Below are 15,490 nucleotides of genomic sequence, written 5' to 3' on the forward strand. Positions count from 1 at the left end.
GCGATGTGTCAGTAAAAGGCGCTAGATTGCGCAACCGTCCGGCCCGCAGGCCCCGGCTTCCGTGGAATCGACCAGCACCAACGGGTTGGCTTCCTGCCACGCCTGGTGGAGCGCCCGGGTGAACGTTTCCGCCGGCTGGGCGCCGGAGAGGCCGAACTTGCGGTCGATCACAAAGAACGGGACACCACTGATGCCCAGGGACTGGGCTTCCCGGAAATCAGACCGGACCGCGTCCGAGTACTTGTCCGTGCTGAAGAGTTCGTCCACTTCATGCTCCGGCAAGCCCAGCTCCCGGCCCAGTCCTGCCAGGTACTCGCGGCTGCCGATATCTTTGCCGTGCTCGAAATGGTCGCTGAGCAGGCGCTCCTTGGCTGCGTCCTGCTGGCCGTGGGCGGCAGCGAGGTGGATCAGCCGGTGCGCCGTGAAACTGTTGGCCACCACTACCTTGTCGAAGCGGTAGTCCAGGCCCTCGTCCTTGGCCTGCTGCGCCACATGGTCGAACATCTGCGAGACCTGCTGCGCCGGCATCCCCTTGCGGCTGCTCAGGTATTCCAGTTCGGTGCCATCGAAGTGGTCCGGCAGCCCGGGATCCAGCTGGTAGCTCCGCCACACGACGTCAACGGCATCACGGTGCGGGAAGGACGCCAGGGCGGACTCAAAGCGGCGCTTGCCGATGAAGCACCACGGGCAGGCAACGTCGGACCAGATCTCAATCTTCATGGCCTGCATAACCGGCCGGCAGTGGGCCGCCATTCCGGCATCTGCTATGAGATCCGCCACATTGGGTCTTGTGGCGGCGACCGTCGTGGGTAATAGTCGGATCAGGCGGTCATGCAGCGGGCCCTCGGAATCGAAGAATCATCGGGTGCAAGAGCGCATCCGGTGTTATTTTGCCCGGCCTGCTGGGGAGCCCGGCCTGTAACCTGGGAGGCCAGGAATGCGGATTGGACTTGTCTCAGGGCCGTGGATCCCGGTCCCGCCGGCAACCTACGGTGGCACGGAACGGGTGGTGGACACCTTGGCCCGGGGCTTCGCCGCCGCAGGGCATGAAGTCCTGCTCGCGGCACCGCTCGAGAGTACGTGCCCGGTAAGGCTCGTTCCCGGGATGCGAGCCGCCGAGTATGAGGGGCTGGGTACCAGCATCAGCGAGCTCAGCCATGTTGTCAGGGCCTACGAGGGTCTGCAGGATGTGGACATCATCCACGACCACACCATGGCCGGGCCCCTCTACCTGCACCGGCCGGCCGGAGTGCCGGTAGTAACCACCATCCACGGCCCCATCGACGCCCAGGCGGCGGATATCTACCGTGCCGTTGCCCGGCGTGGGGCCGTGATCGCCATTTCCAGGGACCAGGCGTCGCACGCCCCCGCGGTTCCCGTCACCCGCGTCATCCACCACGGAATGGACCTCTCCGCCGTGCCCGTGGGGACCGGCAGCGGCGGCTATCTGTGCTTCGTTGGCCGCTCGAGTCCGGACAAGGGCCTGCTCGAGGCCATTACCATCGCCAGGCAGGCGGCAATGCACCTCAAAATTGCCGTCAAGATGCGCGAACCGGAAGAGGTCCGCTTTTTCCGCGAAGTCATCGAACCGATCCTGGGCCCCAACGAGGACTTCGTCGGGGAAGTGGACGATGCCGCCAAATACCGGCTGGTGGGCGGGGCAACGGCATTCCTGAACCCCATCCAGTGGTCCGAACCATTCGGCCTTGTGATGATCGAGGCGCTCGCCACCGGCACCCCGGTGATCGGGACGCTCATCGGCGCGGCCCCGGAAATCGTGGAGCACGGCCGGACAGGATTCCTGGGAAAGACCGAGGAACTGGCCGGCTTTGTGGCGGCCGCGGCCGGGCTGGACAGAGCTGTGTGCCGGCAAACGGTGGAAGAGCGGTTCAGCGCCGGCCGCATGGTTGCCGACCACCTGGAGCTCTACGCCGAACTCATTGAAGGGAGGACGCCCTCAGGGGTTCCGCAGGTCCCCCGGGTACACCAGAATTTATTGGGGGCCTGAATGCTTCCCGATCCCCCGGGGGCATCTGCCCGAGAAGGGAGCCTTTCCATGACCGCCTGGAATGCAGACAACGAGGCAGCAGTATCCGATTCGGGCTCGGTCACGGTCCTGGAGGGATCATCGTTCTGCATCTCCTCCGGCACGGGCGACATCAGTCCTGACGCCGGCACCAACGGAGTCTTCTTCCAGGACACGCGGATCATCTCGCGCTGGATGCTGCGGATCAACGGCTCATTGCGCGAACCATTGTCAGCCCAGCGTCCCCAACCGTTCGAGGCCACGTTCGTGGGCCGCGCCAAATGGCCCGGCGGCAGGTTTGACAGCCCCCTGGTGGTCCGCCAGGTCCGCCACATCGGCCCGGGGCTGCAGGACGACATTTCCCTCGAAAACTATGCAGCCGAGCCGGTGGACTGCGAGATCGAGCTGCTCGTCGATGCCGACCAGGCCGACCTTTTCGAGGTGAAGGGCGGCCGTACCAGCGGCCTGGACGACACCACCCGGGCCATCACGGACGGGAGGCTGGTCATTGAGGCATCACGGCATGGCCAGCAACGAGGCACCGCCTTCGGCGCACGGGGAGCAGAGGTCAGCACGGACGGGCTGCGGTTCCACGTCACGGTTCCGGCGCGGGGCAAGTGGAGCACCAGCGTCATCGTGGTGCCCCTGGTCAACGGTGAGGCGCCGGAGGAGCCCTTCAAGGAGGGGCGGCTTCCCCACCACCGGGAAGGGGTGCGCCGGCACCTGGACTGGGAGGAAGGCGTTCCGCGGATCAGCATCGAGGACTCCAGCTTCCAGAACGTGCTTAACCGGAGCCAGAGCGATCTTGGTGCCCTGCGCATCTTTGACGCCCACCATCCCAACCGGGCTGCGGTGGCGGCCGGGGCGCCCTGGTTCATGGCCTTGTTCGGCCGGGATTCGCTGCTGACCTCCTACATGAGCCTGATGGTCAACCCCAACCTGGCCCTGGGCACGCTCCAAACCCTGGCCGGGATCCAGGGAACCAAAGTGGATGTGGATTCCGAAGAGGAACCCGGCCGCATCCCGCATGAAGTCCGGCTCGGCGTCACCGCCGGCCTGTCCCTGGGCGGTACGGCGTATTACGGCACGGCCGACGCCACCCCCCTTTTCGTCTCCACCCTGGGCGAGCTGAGCCGGTGGGGCCTCTCCCGGGACGCGATCCAGCCGCTGCTCCCACACGCGGACCGGGCGCTGGAATGGATCGAAAAATACGGCGACCGCGACGGCGACGGCTTCGTGGAATACCTCCGGCCCAACGACCACGGCCTGGTGAACCAAGGCTGGAAGGACTCCTGGGACGGGATCAACTTCGCCGACGGGACCATCGCCGAAGCCCCGATCGCCCTCTGTGAAGTCCAGGCGTATGTCTACTCCGCCTACCTTGGCAGGTCCCTGCTGGCCCACTGGAGCGGCGATTCCGCCCTCGAAAAGCACTGGGCAGACAAGGCAGCAGCCTTCAAGGAGGAGTTCAACAAGAAGTTCTGGCTGCCGGACAAGGGCTACTATGCCGTGGCCCTGGACAAGGACAAACGGCCCGTCGATGCGCTGACCTCCAACATCGGCCACTGCCTCTGGACCGGCGTCGTGGACGAAGACAAAGCAGTGTCCGTCATGGAGAACCTGATGTCCCCGCAGATGTTCACCGGTTGGGGCATCCGCACACTGGCCTCCGACATGGGCGCCTACAATCCGGTCAGCTACCACAACGGCTCGGTGTGGCCCCACGACACGGCCCTGGTGGCCACCGGGCTGATGCGGTACGGGTTCGTGGACGAGGCCAAGCGGGTGGCCTCCGGGATCCTCGACGCAGCCCGGCATTTCGACGGGCGGCTGCCGGAGCTGTTCTGCGGGTTCGACCGCGGCGAGTACCCTGGCCCGGTTCCGTATCCCACCGCGTGCTCGCCGCAGGCCTGGGCGGCGGCGGCGCCGGTGCAACTGGCACGGATCCTGCTGCGGTTCGACCCCGTCTTCACCCGCGGGGTGGTGCACCTGGCCCCGATCCTGCCGGAGTCCGTGGGCACGTTCCGGGCGGAAAATGTCCTGCTGGACGGGAGCCGGGTGACCATCAAAGCCACCGGAACCACCGGCACCATTGAAGGCCTTCCACCGGGACTGAAACTGGTGGCCGAGCCCCGGCCGCCGCTGGCCTACCCGTTGGAAGGGGCGGCAGCGGGCCTTGGCGCGCGCAGGCTCCCCTAAGGGAGGGGGCGTTCCAGCACGAAGTCGTGTTCCACCGTGCTGCCCAGCCGGAAGGACTTGGTTCCCACCTTGCGGAAGCCAGATTTCTCGTAGAAGCGGATGGCCCGGGCGTTCTGGCTGTTGACGCCCAGCCAGGCGGCGGCCGCACCGGTTGTGGCGGCCGCCTCGAGGCTGGCGTGCATGAGCTCAGCGGCAGCGCCCAGCCCGTGGTAGTCAGGGTGGACGTAGCACTTGCTGATCTCCACGGACGGGACCAGCGTCAGCGCGGAGGACACGTCCGGGTCAATGGCGGGCCGGTCCACCAGCAGGCTGTAGCCGGTGAGTGGACCGTCGGCGTCGATGACCAGGATGGTGGTGTCCGGGTCCGCGAGGTAGACCGCGAAGTGTCCTTCGCTGAGCGTGTTGGCCAGGTGCGCGGCGATGTCGGACGGTGACGACGACGGCGGGCAGGCAAGCGGAAAGGTGACGGCAGCCAGCGCGGCCAGCGGGCCGGCGTCGTCCGCTGTTGCCCTGCGAATGCTGTGGGTCATGGGGATTCCTTCCGGCTCAGGCGGTGATGGTGCGGACGGGTGAGCCGGCCAGCCAGGCGGTGATGTCCTCCACGGCTCCGCCGTAGAACTGCCGGTAGCTTTCCTGCGTCACGTAGCCCAGGTGGGGCGAGAGTACCGTGTTGGGGGCGGCCAGGAGCGGGTGCCCGGCCGGCAGCGGTTCCTGGTCGAAGACGTCCAGGGCGGCGCCGCGGATCCAGCCCTCGGTCAGCGCCCTGAGGAGTGCCTCCTGGTCAACCAGGGGACCCCGCGCCGTGTTCACCAGGATGCCTTCGGGGCCCAGCAGCCGCAGTTCCTCCTCGCCCACGATGTTTTCGGAGCGCGGGGAGAGCCGCAGGTGGAGGGTTGCGACGTCGGCCAAGGTGAACAGTTCCTTCTTAGAGACCAGGCGCGCGCCGGCTTCGGCTGCAGCCTCCGCCGTCAGGTTCCGGCTCCACGCCACCACGTCCATCCCGAAGGCCTGGCCGTATGCCGCCACCCGCCGGCCGATCTTGCCCAGTCCCACGATGCCCAGGGTCTTCCCGGCCAGCTCAAAGCCCACGGTGGACTGCCAGCCGCCGGCGCGCAGCGAGTGGTCCTCGGCCGGCAGGTGCCGTGCGATGGCCAACAGCAGGGCCCAGGTCAGCTCCGGGGCTGCGGTGGGCGAGCCGGGCGTGCCGCACACGGTGACTCCGTGTTCAGTTGCCGCCGCGACGTCGATCGAGGCGTTGGCCATGCCGGTGGTCACCAGCAGCTGCAGGGCGGGAAGTTGTTCAAACACCTCACGCGGGAACGCGGTCCGCTCGCGCATGGCGATCACCATGGTGGTGCCCGCCAACGCCGAGACCAGGGCGTCGCGGGAGGCGAAGGGCTCCCGGTACGAGGTGATGGTGACGCCGGCAGCCTCCAGGGCCGCGAAATCGGCGAAGCCGTGGGCCACGTCCTGGTAGTCATCAAGGATGGCAAGCCGGTGCGTCAAGGGTGTCCTTTGCGGTGTCCAGTCGTCCAGGGTCACGTTCATCGTATGGCAGGGCCCTGGAGTCCCGGGCACTCGCGGCGTGATAGCAATGAGGGTGATGAATCCAAGCCCATTCCCCATGTTGTCCCTGTGAGCGCCGGCGTCCTTTCCCGCATGCCCAAGAGCTGGATCCTGCTGGCCTGCATCGGCCTGCTGGCCCTGAACCTGCGGGGCCCCTTCGTGGCGGTCGCGCCCTTGGTGGACCTCATGCAGGCGGAACTGCACTTTTCGCCGGTCCTGCTAGGCCTGCTGACCAGTATCCCCGTGCTCTGTTTCTCGCTCGCTGCCCCGTTGGCCTCCTTGGCGGCGCGGAGGTTCGGGGCGGAGTTCGCCGTCACACTGACCATCCTGGGGGTGCTGGCCGGTGTGCTGGTCCGCTCCGCCGGCGGCCCGGTGCTCGTGGTGGCAGGTACGGTGCTCATCGGGGTGGCCATCACGGTGGGAAACATTGCAGTGCCCCTGATCATCCGCCGCGATTTCGCACCGCGCCGGCAGGGGACCGCCATGGGGATCTACACGGCGGCCTTGAACATCGGGTCCTTCCTGACCTCGGTGGCCATGGCCCCGCTGGCGGCGGTCACCGGGTGGCGGCTGGCGCTGGCCGCCGTCGCCGTCCTTGCCGTCGCCGCCATCGTGGTCTGGGTCCTGGCGGTGGGGCCGCGCACGGCCTTCCTGGTGTCGGATCCGGATGAGGCCACCGGTGGGGACGGGCAGCGGACGACGGCGCACACCTCCGGCTGGACGACCTTCGGGCTGACGGCGGGCTTCGGCGGCCAGGCGTTCTCCTACTACGGCGTCACCGCGTGGCTGCCCAGCTACCTGCACGATGAACTGGCCATGTCCACCACCGAAGCCGGTGCCGCGTCCTCGATCTTCCAGATTTTGGCGATCGTGGGCGGCCTCGGCGTTCCGTTTGCAGCCAAATACATGAGTACGACGGCGGTGGCGGTCACCTTGGGGACGTTGTGGCTTGCCGTTCCCGTGGGGCTCCTGGTCCTGCCGCAGCTGTGGTGGCTGTGGTCCACGTCCGGCGGCATCGCCCAGGGCGGCGGCATCACCCTGATCTTCATCGCCGTGATCAAGCTGGCGCGCGACCAGGCCTCCGCCGGCCGGATGTCCGCAACGGTCCAGGGCCTTGGCTATTGCCTCGCTGCCGTTGCTCCTCCGCTGGTGGGCTTCGTCCACGACACCTCGGGATCATGGACGCCGGCCCTGCTGGTCATCCTGGCCTCCGTGCTGACCTTCTTTGCCAGCACCACCCTGTCCGTGCGAAAGGTGCCGAAGGGCCGCTGAGGCGCGGCGCCGCCGTCGGACGTTACGCCACCCCGACGCCCGCTCACGTATTGCACCAAATGGCGGAACGCCCGCTCACGTATTGCACCAAACGGCGGAACGCCCACTCACTTTCTTTGGGACAGTGAGCGGGCGTTCCGGGTTTTCCCGCAACAAGTGAGCGGGGGTGTGCGTGGTGCTCCGTCGCCGGGCCGGCGCCCCGGATTTCGGGGGGCCTGTTGCGAAGGGCATGCCGGCCCGGCAAACGGAAGTTGTGGTGGTTCAGGCGGCTGCCAGCTCCTCGACCGTGGCCTTCTCGCGGGCCTCGGTCAGGTAGCGGGCGTAGGCGGGGAGCGTGAGGAAGGACGGGAATTCACGGCTGAGCGTGACTTCCTCGAAGATGTCCCGGGCGTCCTCGAAGCGGTCGCCGTCGAAGCGCTCCAGCCGGGCGAATTCCTCGTCCAGGAGTTCCTCCACCCACTCGTGGCTGACGATCTCGCCCTGGTCCGTGATGGCCCGGGCGAAGATCCACTGCCACAGCTGCGACCGGGAGATCTCCGCGGTGGCGGCGTCTTCCATGAGGTTGTGGATGGCAACGGCGCCGTTGCCGCGGAGCCAGGACTCGATGTAGCGGATGCCCACCTCGATGTTGTTCCGAATGCCCTGCTCGGTGATGGTGCCGGTGGTGGCAGCGACGTTGATCAGGGCGCGGTCGTCGGGGGTGACATCCTCGCGGAGCCGGTCCAGCTGGTTGGGCTTGCTGCCGAGGACGCCGTCGAACACTTCCCGGCACACGGGCACCAGGTCGGGGTGGGCCACCCAGGAACCGTCGAACCCGTCGTTGGCTTCGCGGGTCTTGTCCGCGCGGACCTTCTCCAGGGCGTTGGCGTTGGCTTCCGGGTCCTTGCGGTTGGGGACGGCCGCTGCCATGCCACCGATGGCCATGGCGCCGCGCTTGTGGCAGGCGCGGACCAGCTGCTCCGTGTAGGCCCGCATGAACGGCTGGGTCATGGTCACCTGGCCGCGGTCCGGCAGGACGAAGCGCGGGCCGCGGGTCCGGAAGTTCTTGATCAGGGAGAAGATGTAGTCCCAGCGGCCGGCGTTCAGGCCCGAGGCGTGGTCGCGGAGTTCGTAGAGGATCTCCTCCATTTCGAACGCCGCGGTGATTGTTTCGATCAGCACGGTGGCGCGGATGGTGCCCTGCGGGATGCCGAGCAGGTCCTGGGCCAGGATGAAGATGTCGTTCCACAGCCGTGCTTCGAGGTGGTTCTCGATCTTGGGCAGGTAGAAGTACGGGCCCTTGCCTTGCGCCAGCAGGCGGCGGGCGTTGTGGAAGAAGAACAGGCCGAAGTCCACGATGCCGCCCGCGATGGGCTGGCCGTCGATGAGCATGTGCTTCTCGGGCAGGTGCCAGCCGCGTGGCCGGACCACGATGGTGGGCAGGTCGCCGGCCGGGCGGAGCTTGTATTCCTTGCCTTCTTCGGTGGTGAAGTCGATCCGGCGTTCCAGGGCGTCGGTGAGGTTCAGCTGGCCCTTGATGACATTGCGCCAGGTGGGGGTGGAAGAGTCCTCCATGTCAGCCAGCCACACCTTGGCGCCCGAATTCAGGGCGTTGATGGTCATCTTCTTGTCCACCGGGCCCGTGATTTCGACGCGGCGGTCCTCCAAGCCGGGTGCCGGGGGAGCGACCCGCCAGGACGGATCGGTGCGGATGTGCTCGGTTTCCCGGAGGAACCGCGGGTCGGCGCCTGCGGCAATATCGGCCCGACGGGTGCGGCGGCCCTGCAGCAGCTCCTGCCGGCGGTCGGCGGTGGCCCGGTGCAGCTTCGCGATAAACGACAGGGCGTCCGGAGTAAGCACCTCATCCTGACGGCAGATGGGCTGTGCGGTCAGGGTAATTCCATTGATCGTGAAGCTGTCAGTGAAGCTGTTCATTTCAGTCTCCTTAAAGACGAAAGGGAAGTTCGACGGCGGGTAGCGGCAGGGTGGCGACTGAGGCACGAGGCCGAGGAGCCGGTGTCGCGGCAGCCTGCGTAAAAGGGGCCCTGCGTCCGGCCTCGGCGAGTTCTACGAGCCCAAGGCCGGACGTGGGGAATAGCAGGCAGAGCGATGCCGGTCCGAAGGCCGGACGGAAGCGCCGCCGTCGTAAGCGTTAGTGGAACTGGCCCTCTTCGGTGGATCCCACCAGGGCGAGGGTGGACGCGTTCGGGTTGAGCGCCGTGGAGATGGTGTCGAAGTAGCCGGTGCCGACTTCGCGCTGGTGCTTGGTGGCGGTGTAGCCGCGGGACTCGGAGGCGAATTCCTTCTCCTGGAGTTCGACGTAGGCGCTCATGCCGTTGCGGGCGTAGCCGTGGGCGAGGTCGAACATCGAGTAGTTCAGGGCGTGGAAGCCGGCCAGGGTGATGAACTGGAAGGTGAAGCCCATGGCGCCGAGTTCGCGCTGGAACTTCGCGATGGTGGCGTCGTCGAGGTGCTTGCGCCAGTTGAACGACGGCGAGCAGTTGTAGGAGAGCATCTGGTCCGGGAACTCGGCCTTGACGGATTCGGCGAACTTGCGGGCCAGTTCCAGGTCCGGGGTGCCGGTCTCCATCCAGATCAGGTCCGAGTACGGGGCGTAGGCCTTGGCGCGGGCAATGCAGGGTTCGATGCCGTTGCGGACCTTGTAGAAGCCCTCTGGGGTGCGCTCGCCGGTGATGAATTCCTGGTCGCGCTCGTCGACGTCCGAGGTGATGAGGGTTGCTGCCTCGGCGTCGGTGCGGGCGATGACCACGGTGGGGGTGCCGGCGACATCGGCTGCCAGGCGGGCGGCGTTCAGGGTGCGGACGTGCTGCTGGGTGGGGATGAGGACCTTGCCGCCAAGGTGGCCGCACTTCTTCTCGGAGGCGAGCTGGTCTTCCCAGTGAACGCCTGAGGCGCCGGCCTGGATCATGGATTTCATGAGCTCGTAGGCGTTCAGCGGGCCACCAAAGCCGGCCTCGGCGTCGGCGACGATCGGGACCAGCCAGTCCTCGACGGTCTGGATGCCCTCGGAGAATTCGATCTGGTCTGCGCGGAGCAGGGCGTTGTTGATCCGGCGGACCACGGTGGGGACGGAGTTTGCCGGGTAAAGGGACTGGTCCGGGTAGGTGTGGCCCGAGTTGTTGGCGTCGGCTGCAACCTGCCAGCCGGACAGGTAGATGGCGCGGAGCCCGGCCTTGACCTGCTGCACGGCCTGGTTGCCGGTCAGGGCACCGAGCGCGTTGGTGTAGCCGCCGGTCTTGTGCTCCTCGGTGAGCTGCTTCCACAGCTTCTCGGAGCCGCGGCGGGCCAGCGTGTGTTCTTCGGAGACGCGGCCGCGGAGGCGGACGACGTCGGACGCTGAGTAGTCACGGGTCACACCTTCCCAGCGGGGGTTGGCGGCCCACTCGAGCTCCAGGGCGGCGGCCTGCTGTTCGGGCGTCTGCTGGGTGGGCTCAAATGCTGCAGTCATCGTTGATCTCCTTGATTGAGCTCCGGATCGGGTAGGTGGGAACCGCGTCGTTGAGGTTCCCACCGGCTTATCCGGTGCGGTGTTTCTTTCCGTGACCACTACTTTTCAGCACTTTCAACCTCCTTTCTAGATGAAAACTCTGGAAAGAAATGCACTTCTTCCCGTATTCTTCAGAAATGTCGCCTTCAAGCTGGAACAGGGACGTTTCCCAGCCGCCGTCCACCGCCGCAGCGGAACTGGACGTCATCGCGCTGGGCCGCCGCGTCCGCCATCTCCGCAAACAAGCCGGGCTGACGCTCGATGACCTGAGCGCCGTCGTCGGCACCGCGCCCAGCCAGCTGAGCCTGATCGAAAACGGCAAGAGGGAACCCAAGCTGACGCTGCTGCAGCACCTGGCAGGCGCCCTGAATGTCAGCATCGACCAACTGCTCGGGGCCGAGCCGCCCAGCCGCCGGGCCGCGCTGGAAATTGAGCTGGAACGGTACCAGCGCGGACCGCTGTACGAATCGCTGAACCTGCCCAAAATCCGCATCAGTTCGCGGCTTCCGCTGGATGTCCTGGAGGCCCAAGTGGGGCTGCTGCATGAGCTGGAACGCAAGATGAACGAACAGGTGGCCACCCCCGAGGAAGCGCGCCGCGCCAACGGTGAACTGCGGGCCATGATGCGGGAGCGGGGGAACTACTTTCCGGAGTACGAGGCCGAGGCCCAGAAGGTCCTCAAGGAGGTGGGCTACACCACGGGTCCGCTGAGCCAGCATGTCATCGCGGACATCGCCGAACACCTGGGATTCACCCTGCACCACGTGGGGGATTTGCCGCATTCCACCCGTTCGGTGACGGATTTGAAGAACCGCAAAATTTACCTGACGCAGAGCCAGCGGCAGGATCACGACCCCCGCTCGGTGTTGCTGCAGGCCCTGGGCCACTACGTCCTGGGCCACGAAACGCCCAAGAACTACGGCGACTTCCTGGCCCAGCGGGTGGCCACCAATTACTTCGCGGCCGCCCTGCTCCTGCCCGAACAGGCCACGGTGGAATTTCTGCAGAAAGCCAAAGCTGCCAAGGAAATCGCGGTGGAGGACATCCGGGACGCCTTCGCCGTCTCCTACGAGACTGCAGCGCACCGGTTCACCAACCTGGCCACCAAGCACCTGGGCATCACCACGCACTTCCAGAAAACGCACCAGAGCGGGATCATCTACAAGGCCTACGAGAACGACGGCGTGAACTTCCCCCAGGACCACACCGGCGCCATCGAGGGGCAGCCGTCGTGTAAGGCCTGGACCTCCCGTGCCGTGTTCGATGTGCCGGACAAGTTCAGTGCCTACAGCCAATACACGGACACGCCATCGGGCACGTACTGGTGCACCGCCCGCACGGAGCGCTCCGCCGCCGGGGAGTTCTCCCTGAGCATCGGGGTGCCCTATCAGCATGTGAAATGGTTCCGAGGGCGGGAGACCACCGCCCGGGCCACCTCCAACTGCCCGGATCCGACCTGCTGCAAGCGCCCGCCTGCCGAACTGACCAACCAGTGGGCAGGGAATGCGTGGCCCTCCGCGCGGGCCCACTCGCACCTGCTGGCCGCCATGCCCCCGGGCGCCTTCCCCGGCGTGGACGAGACCGAGGTGTACAGCTTCCTGCAGGCCCACTCCGGGAGCTGACCGCAACGCCCGCTCAGATCTTGCCGTTACTCCCTACACGCCCGCTCACTTTCTCCAGGAAAGTGAGCGGGCGTTGGTGGTTCTCCTGTCGGAGGTGAGCGGGCGTTGGTGGTCTTCCTGTCGGAGGTGAGCGGGCGTGTGGGGATTTGGTGTCAAAGGTGAGCGGGCGTTGGGTCAGCCGTGCAGGGCCCGGTAGGCGTCGGCCGCTGCGGGGTGCAGGGGGACGCCGGCGGTATTGATGAGGCTTTCGGCGCTGAGGAACTGCACGCCCAGGCTGGACTGCGGAATAAGTTCGCCGGCGTTATGCACCAGCAGTTGCACCGTCCGCTCCACCGTGGCGTTGTCCAGGTCCCTGCGGCACAGGAGCAGGTTGGGAGCCCCCACCGTCCACACTGCGGGAATTCCGGGATAGCTGCCCTCGGGAATGAGCACGCGGTCGTACATCCCGCCGTACCGCCGTCGTAGTTCCGGCAGCAGCGCTGACAGGTCCAAGAGGGCCAACGCCACCTCCTGCTGGGCTGTGGCGATGGCGGCCGTCGGCACGCCGCCGGACCAGAACAAGGCATCCACGGCCCCAGCCTTCAGTGCCGCAATACCGTCGTTCAGGCCAAGATTTTCGACGACGGCGGTCCCGGCCGCGGGCGCTGCGGCATTGGCCGAGGCACCCAGGCCGGCCGCCTCAAGGAGCCTGGGGGTGGTGAGGGAAGTGCCGGACCCCGGCTGTCCCACGGCCACCCGGCGCCCGGCAAGCCCGGAGACACCCCGGATTCCACTGTCCTTGCGCACCACGCAGTGGACGTAGTTTTCGTAGACCTTGCCGATCGCGGCAATCCCGGACGCGTCAGTGCCCGGCTCCTGGCTGGCAGCGTCCGCGAGGGCCACGGCAAACGCGGCCCGCCCGGCCCGAAGCTCGGCAATGTTGTCAAGGCTTCCGCCAGTGGCCACGGCGCGTGCATGGTTGGCCACGCCGTGACGCTCCAGGGCCGCCGCCAACAGTGTCGAGAACTCCAGGTAGAAGCCGCCGGGTTCGCCGCCGGCCACCGTCAGCGTGTCCGGCCGGCCACCCGCGGTGCAGGCACTGAGGGCGGGCGGCAGCACGGTTGCAAGTCCGACGGCGATGGCCGACGTCAGCACGGACCGGCGCGACGGGTGCGGGGCCGGGGTGGAAAACCTAGGCACCGGTACCACCGCCGGGCATCGCATCAGGGGCGGCGTTTGCGTTGACGTGGAATTCGATCCGTGCCGACAACCCGTGCGGGGAGGCCTCGGCCAGGACCAGCCGGCCGCCGTTTGCTGCGGCAAGCTCATCCACAATCGTCATGCCAAGCCCGGTTCCCGGAACCGAGGCGTGCCGCGGCGAGCGCCAAAACCGGGCGGCAGCCGAGGCGCGCTCGGCTGCGGAAAGGCCAGGGCCGTCGTCGGACACTTCCACCACCACCGCCTCCCGTTCCAGCCGTACCGCGGCCGTGACGGTGGCCCCCGGTGCGTACTTGAAGGCGTTGCCGAGCAGTTCGTCCAGCATCTGGGCCAGCTCGGCTGCCCGGCACGCAATCAGGGCCGCCGGATGGGGCGCCGGCACGAGCACCAGGCGGCACCCGGCCTGGTCCGCCAACGGTGCCACCCGTTCGATTTCGCCCTGGAGGACGGGGAAGGGGTCGATGGGCGGGGCAGTGGCGTGCCCCTGGGGGCTGCCGGCAACCCGCAGGGACCCTTCCGAGGCCCGGTGCTCCGCGGCGGCAAGTTTCAAAACCCCGTCAAGGATGTCCTCCACCCGTTCCAGTTCCGCCACGGCCCGGTCCGCCGCGTCGTGCTCGCGATCGGATTCCAGCTCAAGCTGGAGCAGGTCCAGCCGCAGCCGGAGTGCGCCCACGGGGTTTCGCAGCTGGTGGGACGTGTCCGCGATCAACTGCCGTTGCGCTTCCATGCTGGCGCTCACGGTCCGGGCCATCGCCGTGAAGGACCGGCTGAGTTCCCGCAGTTCCGGGGGACCTTCCTCAGGTAGCCGTTCGGTGCGCCCGGTCCGCTCCAGCTCGTGCACCGCCGAATCGAGCCGGAGGACGGGCCGCAGCACCCACCCGGTGACCCTGGCCGCCCCCACCAGGAGCACGGCTGCAAGCGCCAGGGCAGCAACGCCCACACCGAGCCATCGCTGCTGGAGCTTCTGCCGGGCCGTCTCCGCGTGGACGTCCAGGACCACGGCGCCGAGCACCTGACTGGCGCTGCCGAAAGGCCGGAAAATGACGTGCGACCCCGTTCCGAAGGGCTCCAGCGGTTCCAGGGACGTGTTGCTCACATTCAGCCGGGCCAGCGACAGCGCGTCCTGCACGTCGGGCCGGCCAGCGTCCAGGTCCCCCGACCGCAGGGTGGCCTGCTGGACGCGGACCACAATCCCTTCGCCGTAAAGGCCCGAATACGTGTCCATCTCCCGCTGCAGGCGCACGGTGTCGCCGTCGCCGGCGGCATCAAAGGCCACTTGGGCCAGCCGGTTCAAGGATGCCGCCCTGTTGATTTGCAGTTCCTGGGTCAGCTCCCGGGAAGCGGAGGTCAGGATGGTCCCCGAAATCAGGAAGACCACCACCAGGCACAGCACGCTGAGGACCCCCAGTACCCGCAGCCTCATCCGGCAGCCGCCTCCACGCGGTAGCCCACGCCGCGGACATTGATGATGAATCCTGGCTTGGCGAGTTTTGCCCGCAGCCCGGTGAGGTGCACGTCCAGGGACCGGGACGAGGCCAGGAAGGCGTCACCCCAGAGGGCGTCCAGGATCTGTTCCCTGGTGACCACCGAGCCCGCGTGGCGGGCCAGCAACGCCAGGAGTTCGAACTCCGTGGCGGTCAGCGGTACCGGTTCGCCGGCCCTGGACGCGGTGCGCTTGGCCAGGTCGATCTCCACGTCATCAAGCACGATCACCTCCTGCGGCTTCCCCCCGCTGCGCCCGGCGCGGCGCGTCACAGCTTCTATCCGGGCCAGCAGTTCCACCAGCTTGACCGGTTTGACCAGGTAGTCGTCCGCGCCGGAGCGGAGCCCGAGCACCACGCTGCGTTCGTCGTCGCGCGCGGTCAAAATCAGGATGGGCACGTCGGTCACCTGCCTGAGCTTGCGCAGCACCTCCAGGCCGTCCATGTCCGGAAGCCCCAGGTCCAGCAGGATCACCTGGAAATTCCGGTGGGCGAGCAGCGCGTCAGCGCCCCGGGACAACCGCAGCGGGTGGTGCCCGGCGCTTTCGACGGCGGCCGTGAGCGCGCCGGCCATGGCGTCGTCATCCTCGACGATCAGCACGTCCATCGCCATCTTCCTTGCCGCGTTTCCTGTGGTTCG

Annotated in this window: 12 protein-coding genes; 4 read left to right on the plus strand and 8 right to left on the minus strand. The window is 67.3% G+C overall.

Annotation, left to right across the window (positions count from 1 at the left end; all coding sequences use genetic code 11):
* Nucleotides 1–21 precede the first annotated feature (21 nt).
* Nucleotides 22–720, minus strand: coding sequence for a DsbA family oxidoreductase (locus ACFVVC_RS14780; RefSeq protein ID WP_387454625.1), 699 nt, complete (start codon nt 718–720; stop codon nt 22–24).
* 217 nt (nt 721–937) lie between these two features.
* Here ACFVVC_RS14780 and ACFVVC_RS14785 point away from each other — a divergent pair, with 217 nt between their 5' ends.
* Both ACFVVC_RS14785 and ACFVVC_RS14790 read left to right on the plus strand, forming a co-directional pair.
* Nucleotides 938–2,008 (plus strand): glycosyltransferase family 4 protein, encoded by a 1,071-nt coding sequence (locus ACFVVC_RS14785; protein WP_387454628.1) that lies wholly within the window; start codon nt 938–940, stop codon nt 2,006–2,008.
* 48 nt (nt 2,009–2,056) lie between these two features.
* The gene (locus tag ACFVVC_RS14790) at nt 2,057–4,225 is read left to right on the plus strand and encodes a glycogen debranching N-terminal domain-containing protein (RefSeq protein WP_387454631.1); all 2,169 of its coding nucleotides are present in this window, start codon (nt 2,057–2,059) and stop codon (nt 4,223–4,225) included.
* Here the strand turns inward: ACFVVC_RS14790 and ACFVVC_RS14795 are convergent.
* Together ACFVVC_RS14795 and ACFVVC_RS14800 are read right to left on the minus strand one after the other, a co-directional pair.
* The gene (locus tag ACFVVC_RS14795; protein WP_387454634.1) at nt 4,222–4,755 is read right to left on the minus strand and encodes a GNAT family N-acetyltransferase; all 534 of its coding nucleotides are present in this window, start codon (nt 4,753–4,755) and stop codon (nt 4,222–4,224) included. The two genes, ACFVVC_RS14790 and ACFVVC_RS14795, sit on opposite strands and share 4 nt — an antisense overlap.
* Nucleotides 4,756–4,771: 16 nt before the next feature.
* Nucleotides 4,772–5,731 carry a D-2-hydroxyacid dehydrogenase family protein gene (locus tag ACFVVC_RS14800; protein ID WP_387454637.1) on the minus strand — a complete coding sequence of 320 codons (960 nt, stop codon included), beginning with the start codon at nt 5,729–5,731 and terminating at the stop codon, nt 4,772–4,774.
* A gap of 129 nt (nt 5,732–5,860) precedes the next feature.
* Here ACFVVC_RS14800 and ACFVVC_RS14805 point away from each other — a divergent pair, with 129 nt between their 5' ends.
* Nucleotides 5,861–7,063, plus strand: a complete 1,203-nt coding sequence (locus tag ACFVVC_RS14805; RefSeq protein WP_387454640.1) for a CynX/NimT family MFS transporter — start codon at nt 5,861–5,863, stop codon at nt 7,061–7,063.
* A gap of 261 nt (nt 7,064–7,324) precedes the next feature.
* Here the strand turns inward: ACFVVC_RS14805 and aceB are convergent, their stop codons facing one another.
* Nucleotides 7,325–8,977 carry a malate synthase A gene (gene aceB / locus ACFVVC_RS14810; protein WP_387454643.1) on the minus strand — a complete coding sequence of 551 codons (1,653 nt, stop codon included), beginning with the start codon at nt 8,975–8,977 and terminating at the stop codon, nt 7,325–7,327.
* Between the two features lie 217 nt (nt 8,978–9,194).
* Nucleotides 9,195–10,511 (minus strand): isocitrate lyase, encoded by a 1,317-nt coding sequence (aceA, locus tag ACFVVC_RS14815; protein WP_387454646.1) that lies wholly within the window; start codon nt 10,509–10,511, stop codon nt 9,195–9,197.
* Between the two features lie 149 nt (nt 10,512–10,660).
* Here aceA and ACFVVC_RS14820 point away from each other — a divergent pair, with 149 nt between their 5' ends.
* A complete protein-coding gene (locus ACFVVC_RS14820) occupies nt 10,661–12,172 on the plus strand; it encodes a helix-turn-helix domain-containing protein (protein WP_387454649.1) in 1,512 nt (503 codons plus the stop codon).
* Between the two features lie 174 nt (nt 12,173–12,346).
* Here ACFVVC_RS14820 and ACFVVC_RS14825 read toward each other — a convergent pair whose 3' ends face one another.
* Genes ACFVVC_RS14825 through ACFVVC_RS14835 form a run of 3 tightly spaced genes read right to left on the minus strand, consistent with a single transcriptional unit; the run spans nt 12,347 to nt 15,457 of the window.
* Nucleotides 12,347–13,375, minus strand: a complete 1,029-nt coding sequence (locus ACFVVC_RS14825; protein ID WP_387454652.1) for a TAXI family TRAP transporter solute-binding subunit — start codon at nt 13,373–13,375, stop codon at nt 12,347–12,349.
* Nucleotides 13,344–14,792 carry a sensor histidine kinase gene (locus ACFVVC_RS14830; RefSeq protein ID WP_387454655.1) on the minus strand — a complete coding sequence of 483 codons (1,449 nt, stop codon included), beginning with the start codon at nt 14,790–14,792 and terminating at the stop codon, nt 13,344–13,346. The genes ACFVVC_RS14825 and ACFVVC_RS14830 overlap by 32 nt, the downstream gene beginning before the upstream one ends.
* Nucleotides 14,789–15,457, minus strand: a complete 669-nt coding sequence (locus tag ACFVVC_RS14835; protein ID WP_387454658.1) for a response regulator transcription factor — start codon at nt 15,455–15,457, stop codon at nt 14,789–14,791. Before ACFVVC_RS14835 ends, ACFVVC_RS14830 begins: the two co-directional genes overlap by 4 nt.
* Nucleotides 15,458–15,490 lie beyond the last annotated feature (33 nt).

The sequence above is a fragment of the Pseudarthrobacter sp. NPDC058196 genome, from assembly GCF_042882685.1.
GTDB lineage: Bacteria > Actinomycetota > Actinomycetes > Actinomycetales > Micrococcaceae > Arthrobacter.

What these genes read in the sequence shown, in the direction of transcription:
- ACFVVC_RS14780 (WP_387454625.1), bottom strand. Translation starts at nt 720, where the DNA reads ATGAAGATTGAGATCTGGTCCGACGTTGCCTGCCCGTGGTGCTTCATC.
- ACFVVC_RS14790 (WP_387454631.1), top strand. Translation starts at nt 2,057, where the DNA reads ATGACCGCCTGGAATGCAGACAACGAGGCAGCAGTATCCGATTCGGGC.
- ACFVVC_RS14820 (WP_387454649.1), top strand. Translation starts at nt 10,661, where the DNA reads ATGCACTTCTTCCCGTATTCTTCAGAAATGTCGCCTTCAAGCTGGAAC.
- ACFVVC_RS14835 (WP_387454658.1), bottom strand. Translation starts at nt 15,457, where the DNA reads ATGGACGTGCTGATCGTCGAGGATGACGACGCCATGGCCGGCGCGCTC.
- aceA (WP_387454646.1), bottom strand. Translation starts at nt 10,511, where the DNA reads ATGACTGCAGCATTTGAGCCCACCCAGCAGACGCCCGAACAGCAGGCC.
- aceB (WP_387454643.1), bottom strand. Translation starts at nt 8,977, where the DNA reads ATGAACAGCTTCACTGACAGCTTCACGATCAATGGAATTACCCTGACC.
- ACFVVC_RS14795 (WP_387454634.1), bottom strand. Translation starts at nt 4,755, where the DNA reads ATGACCCACAGCATTCGCAGGGCAACAGCGGACGACGCCGGCCCGCTG.
- ACFVVC_RS14830 (WP_387454655.1), bottom strand. Translation starts at nt 14,792, where the DNA reads ATGAGGCTGCGGGTACTGGGGGTCCTCAGCGTGCTGTGCCTGGTGGTG.
- ACFVVC_RS14785 (WP_387454628.1), top strand. Translation starts at nt 938, where the DNA reads ATGCGGATTGGACTTGTCTCAGGGCCGTGGATCCCGGTCCCGCCGGCA.
- ACFVVC_RS14825 (WP_387454652.1), bottom strand. Translation starts at nt 13,375, where the DNA reads ATGCGATGCCCGGCGGTGGTACCGGTGCCTAGGTTTTCCACCCCGGCC.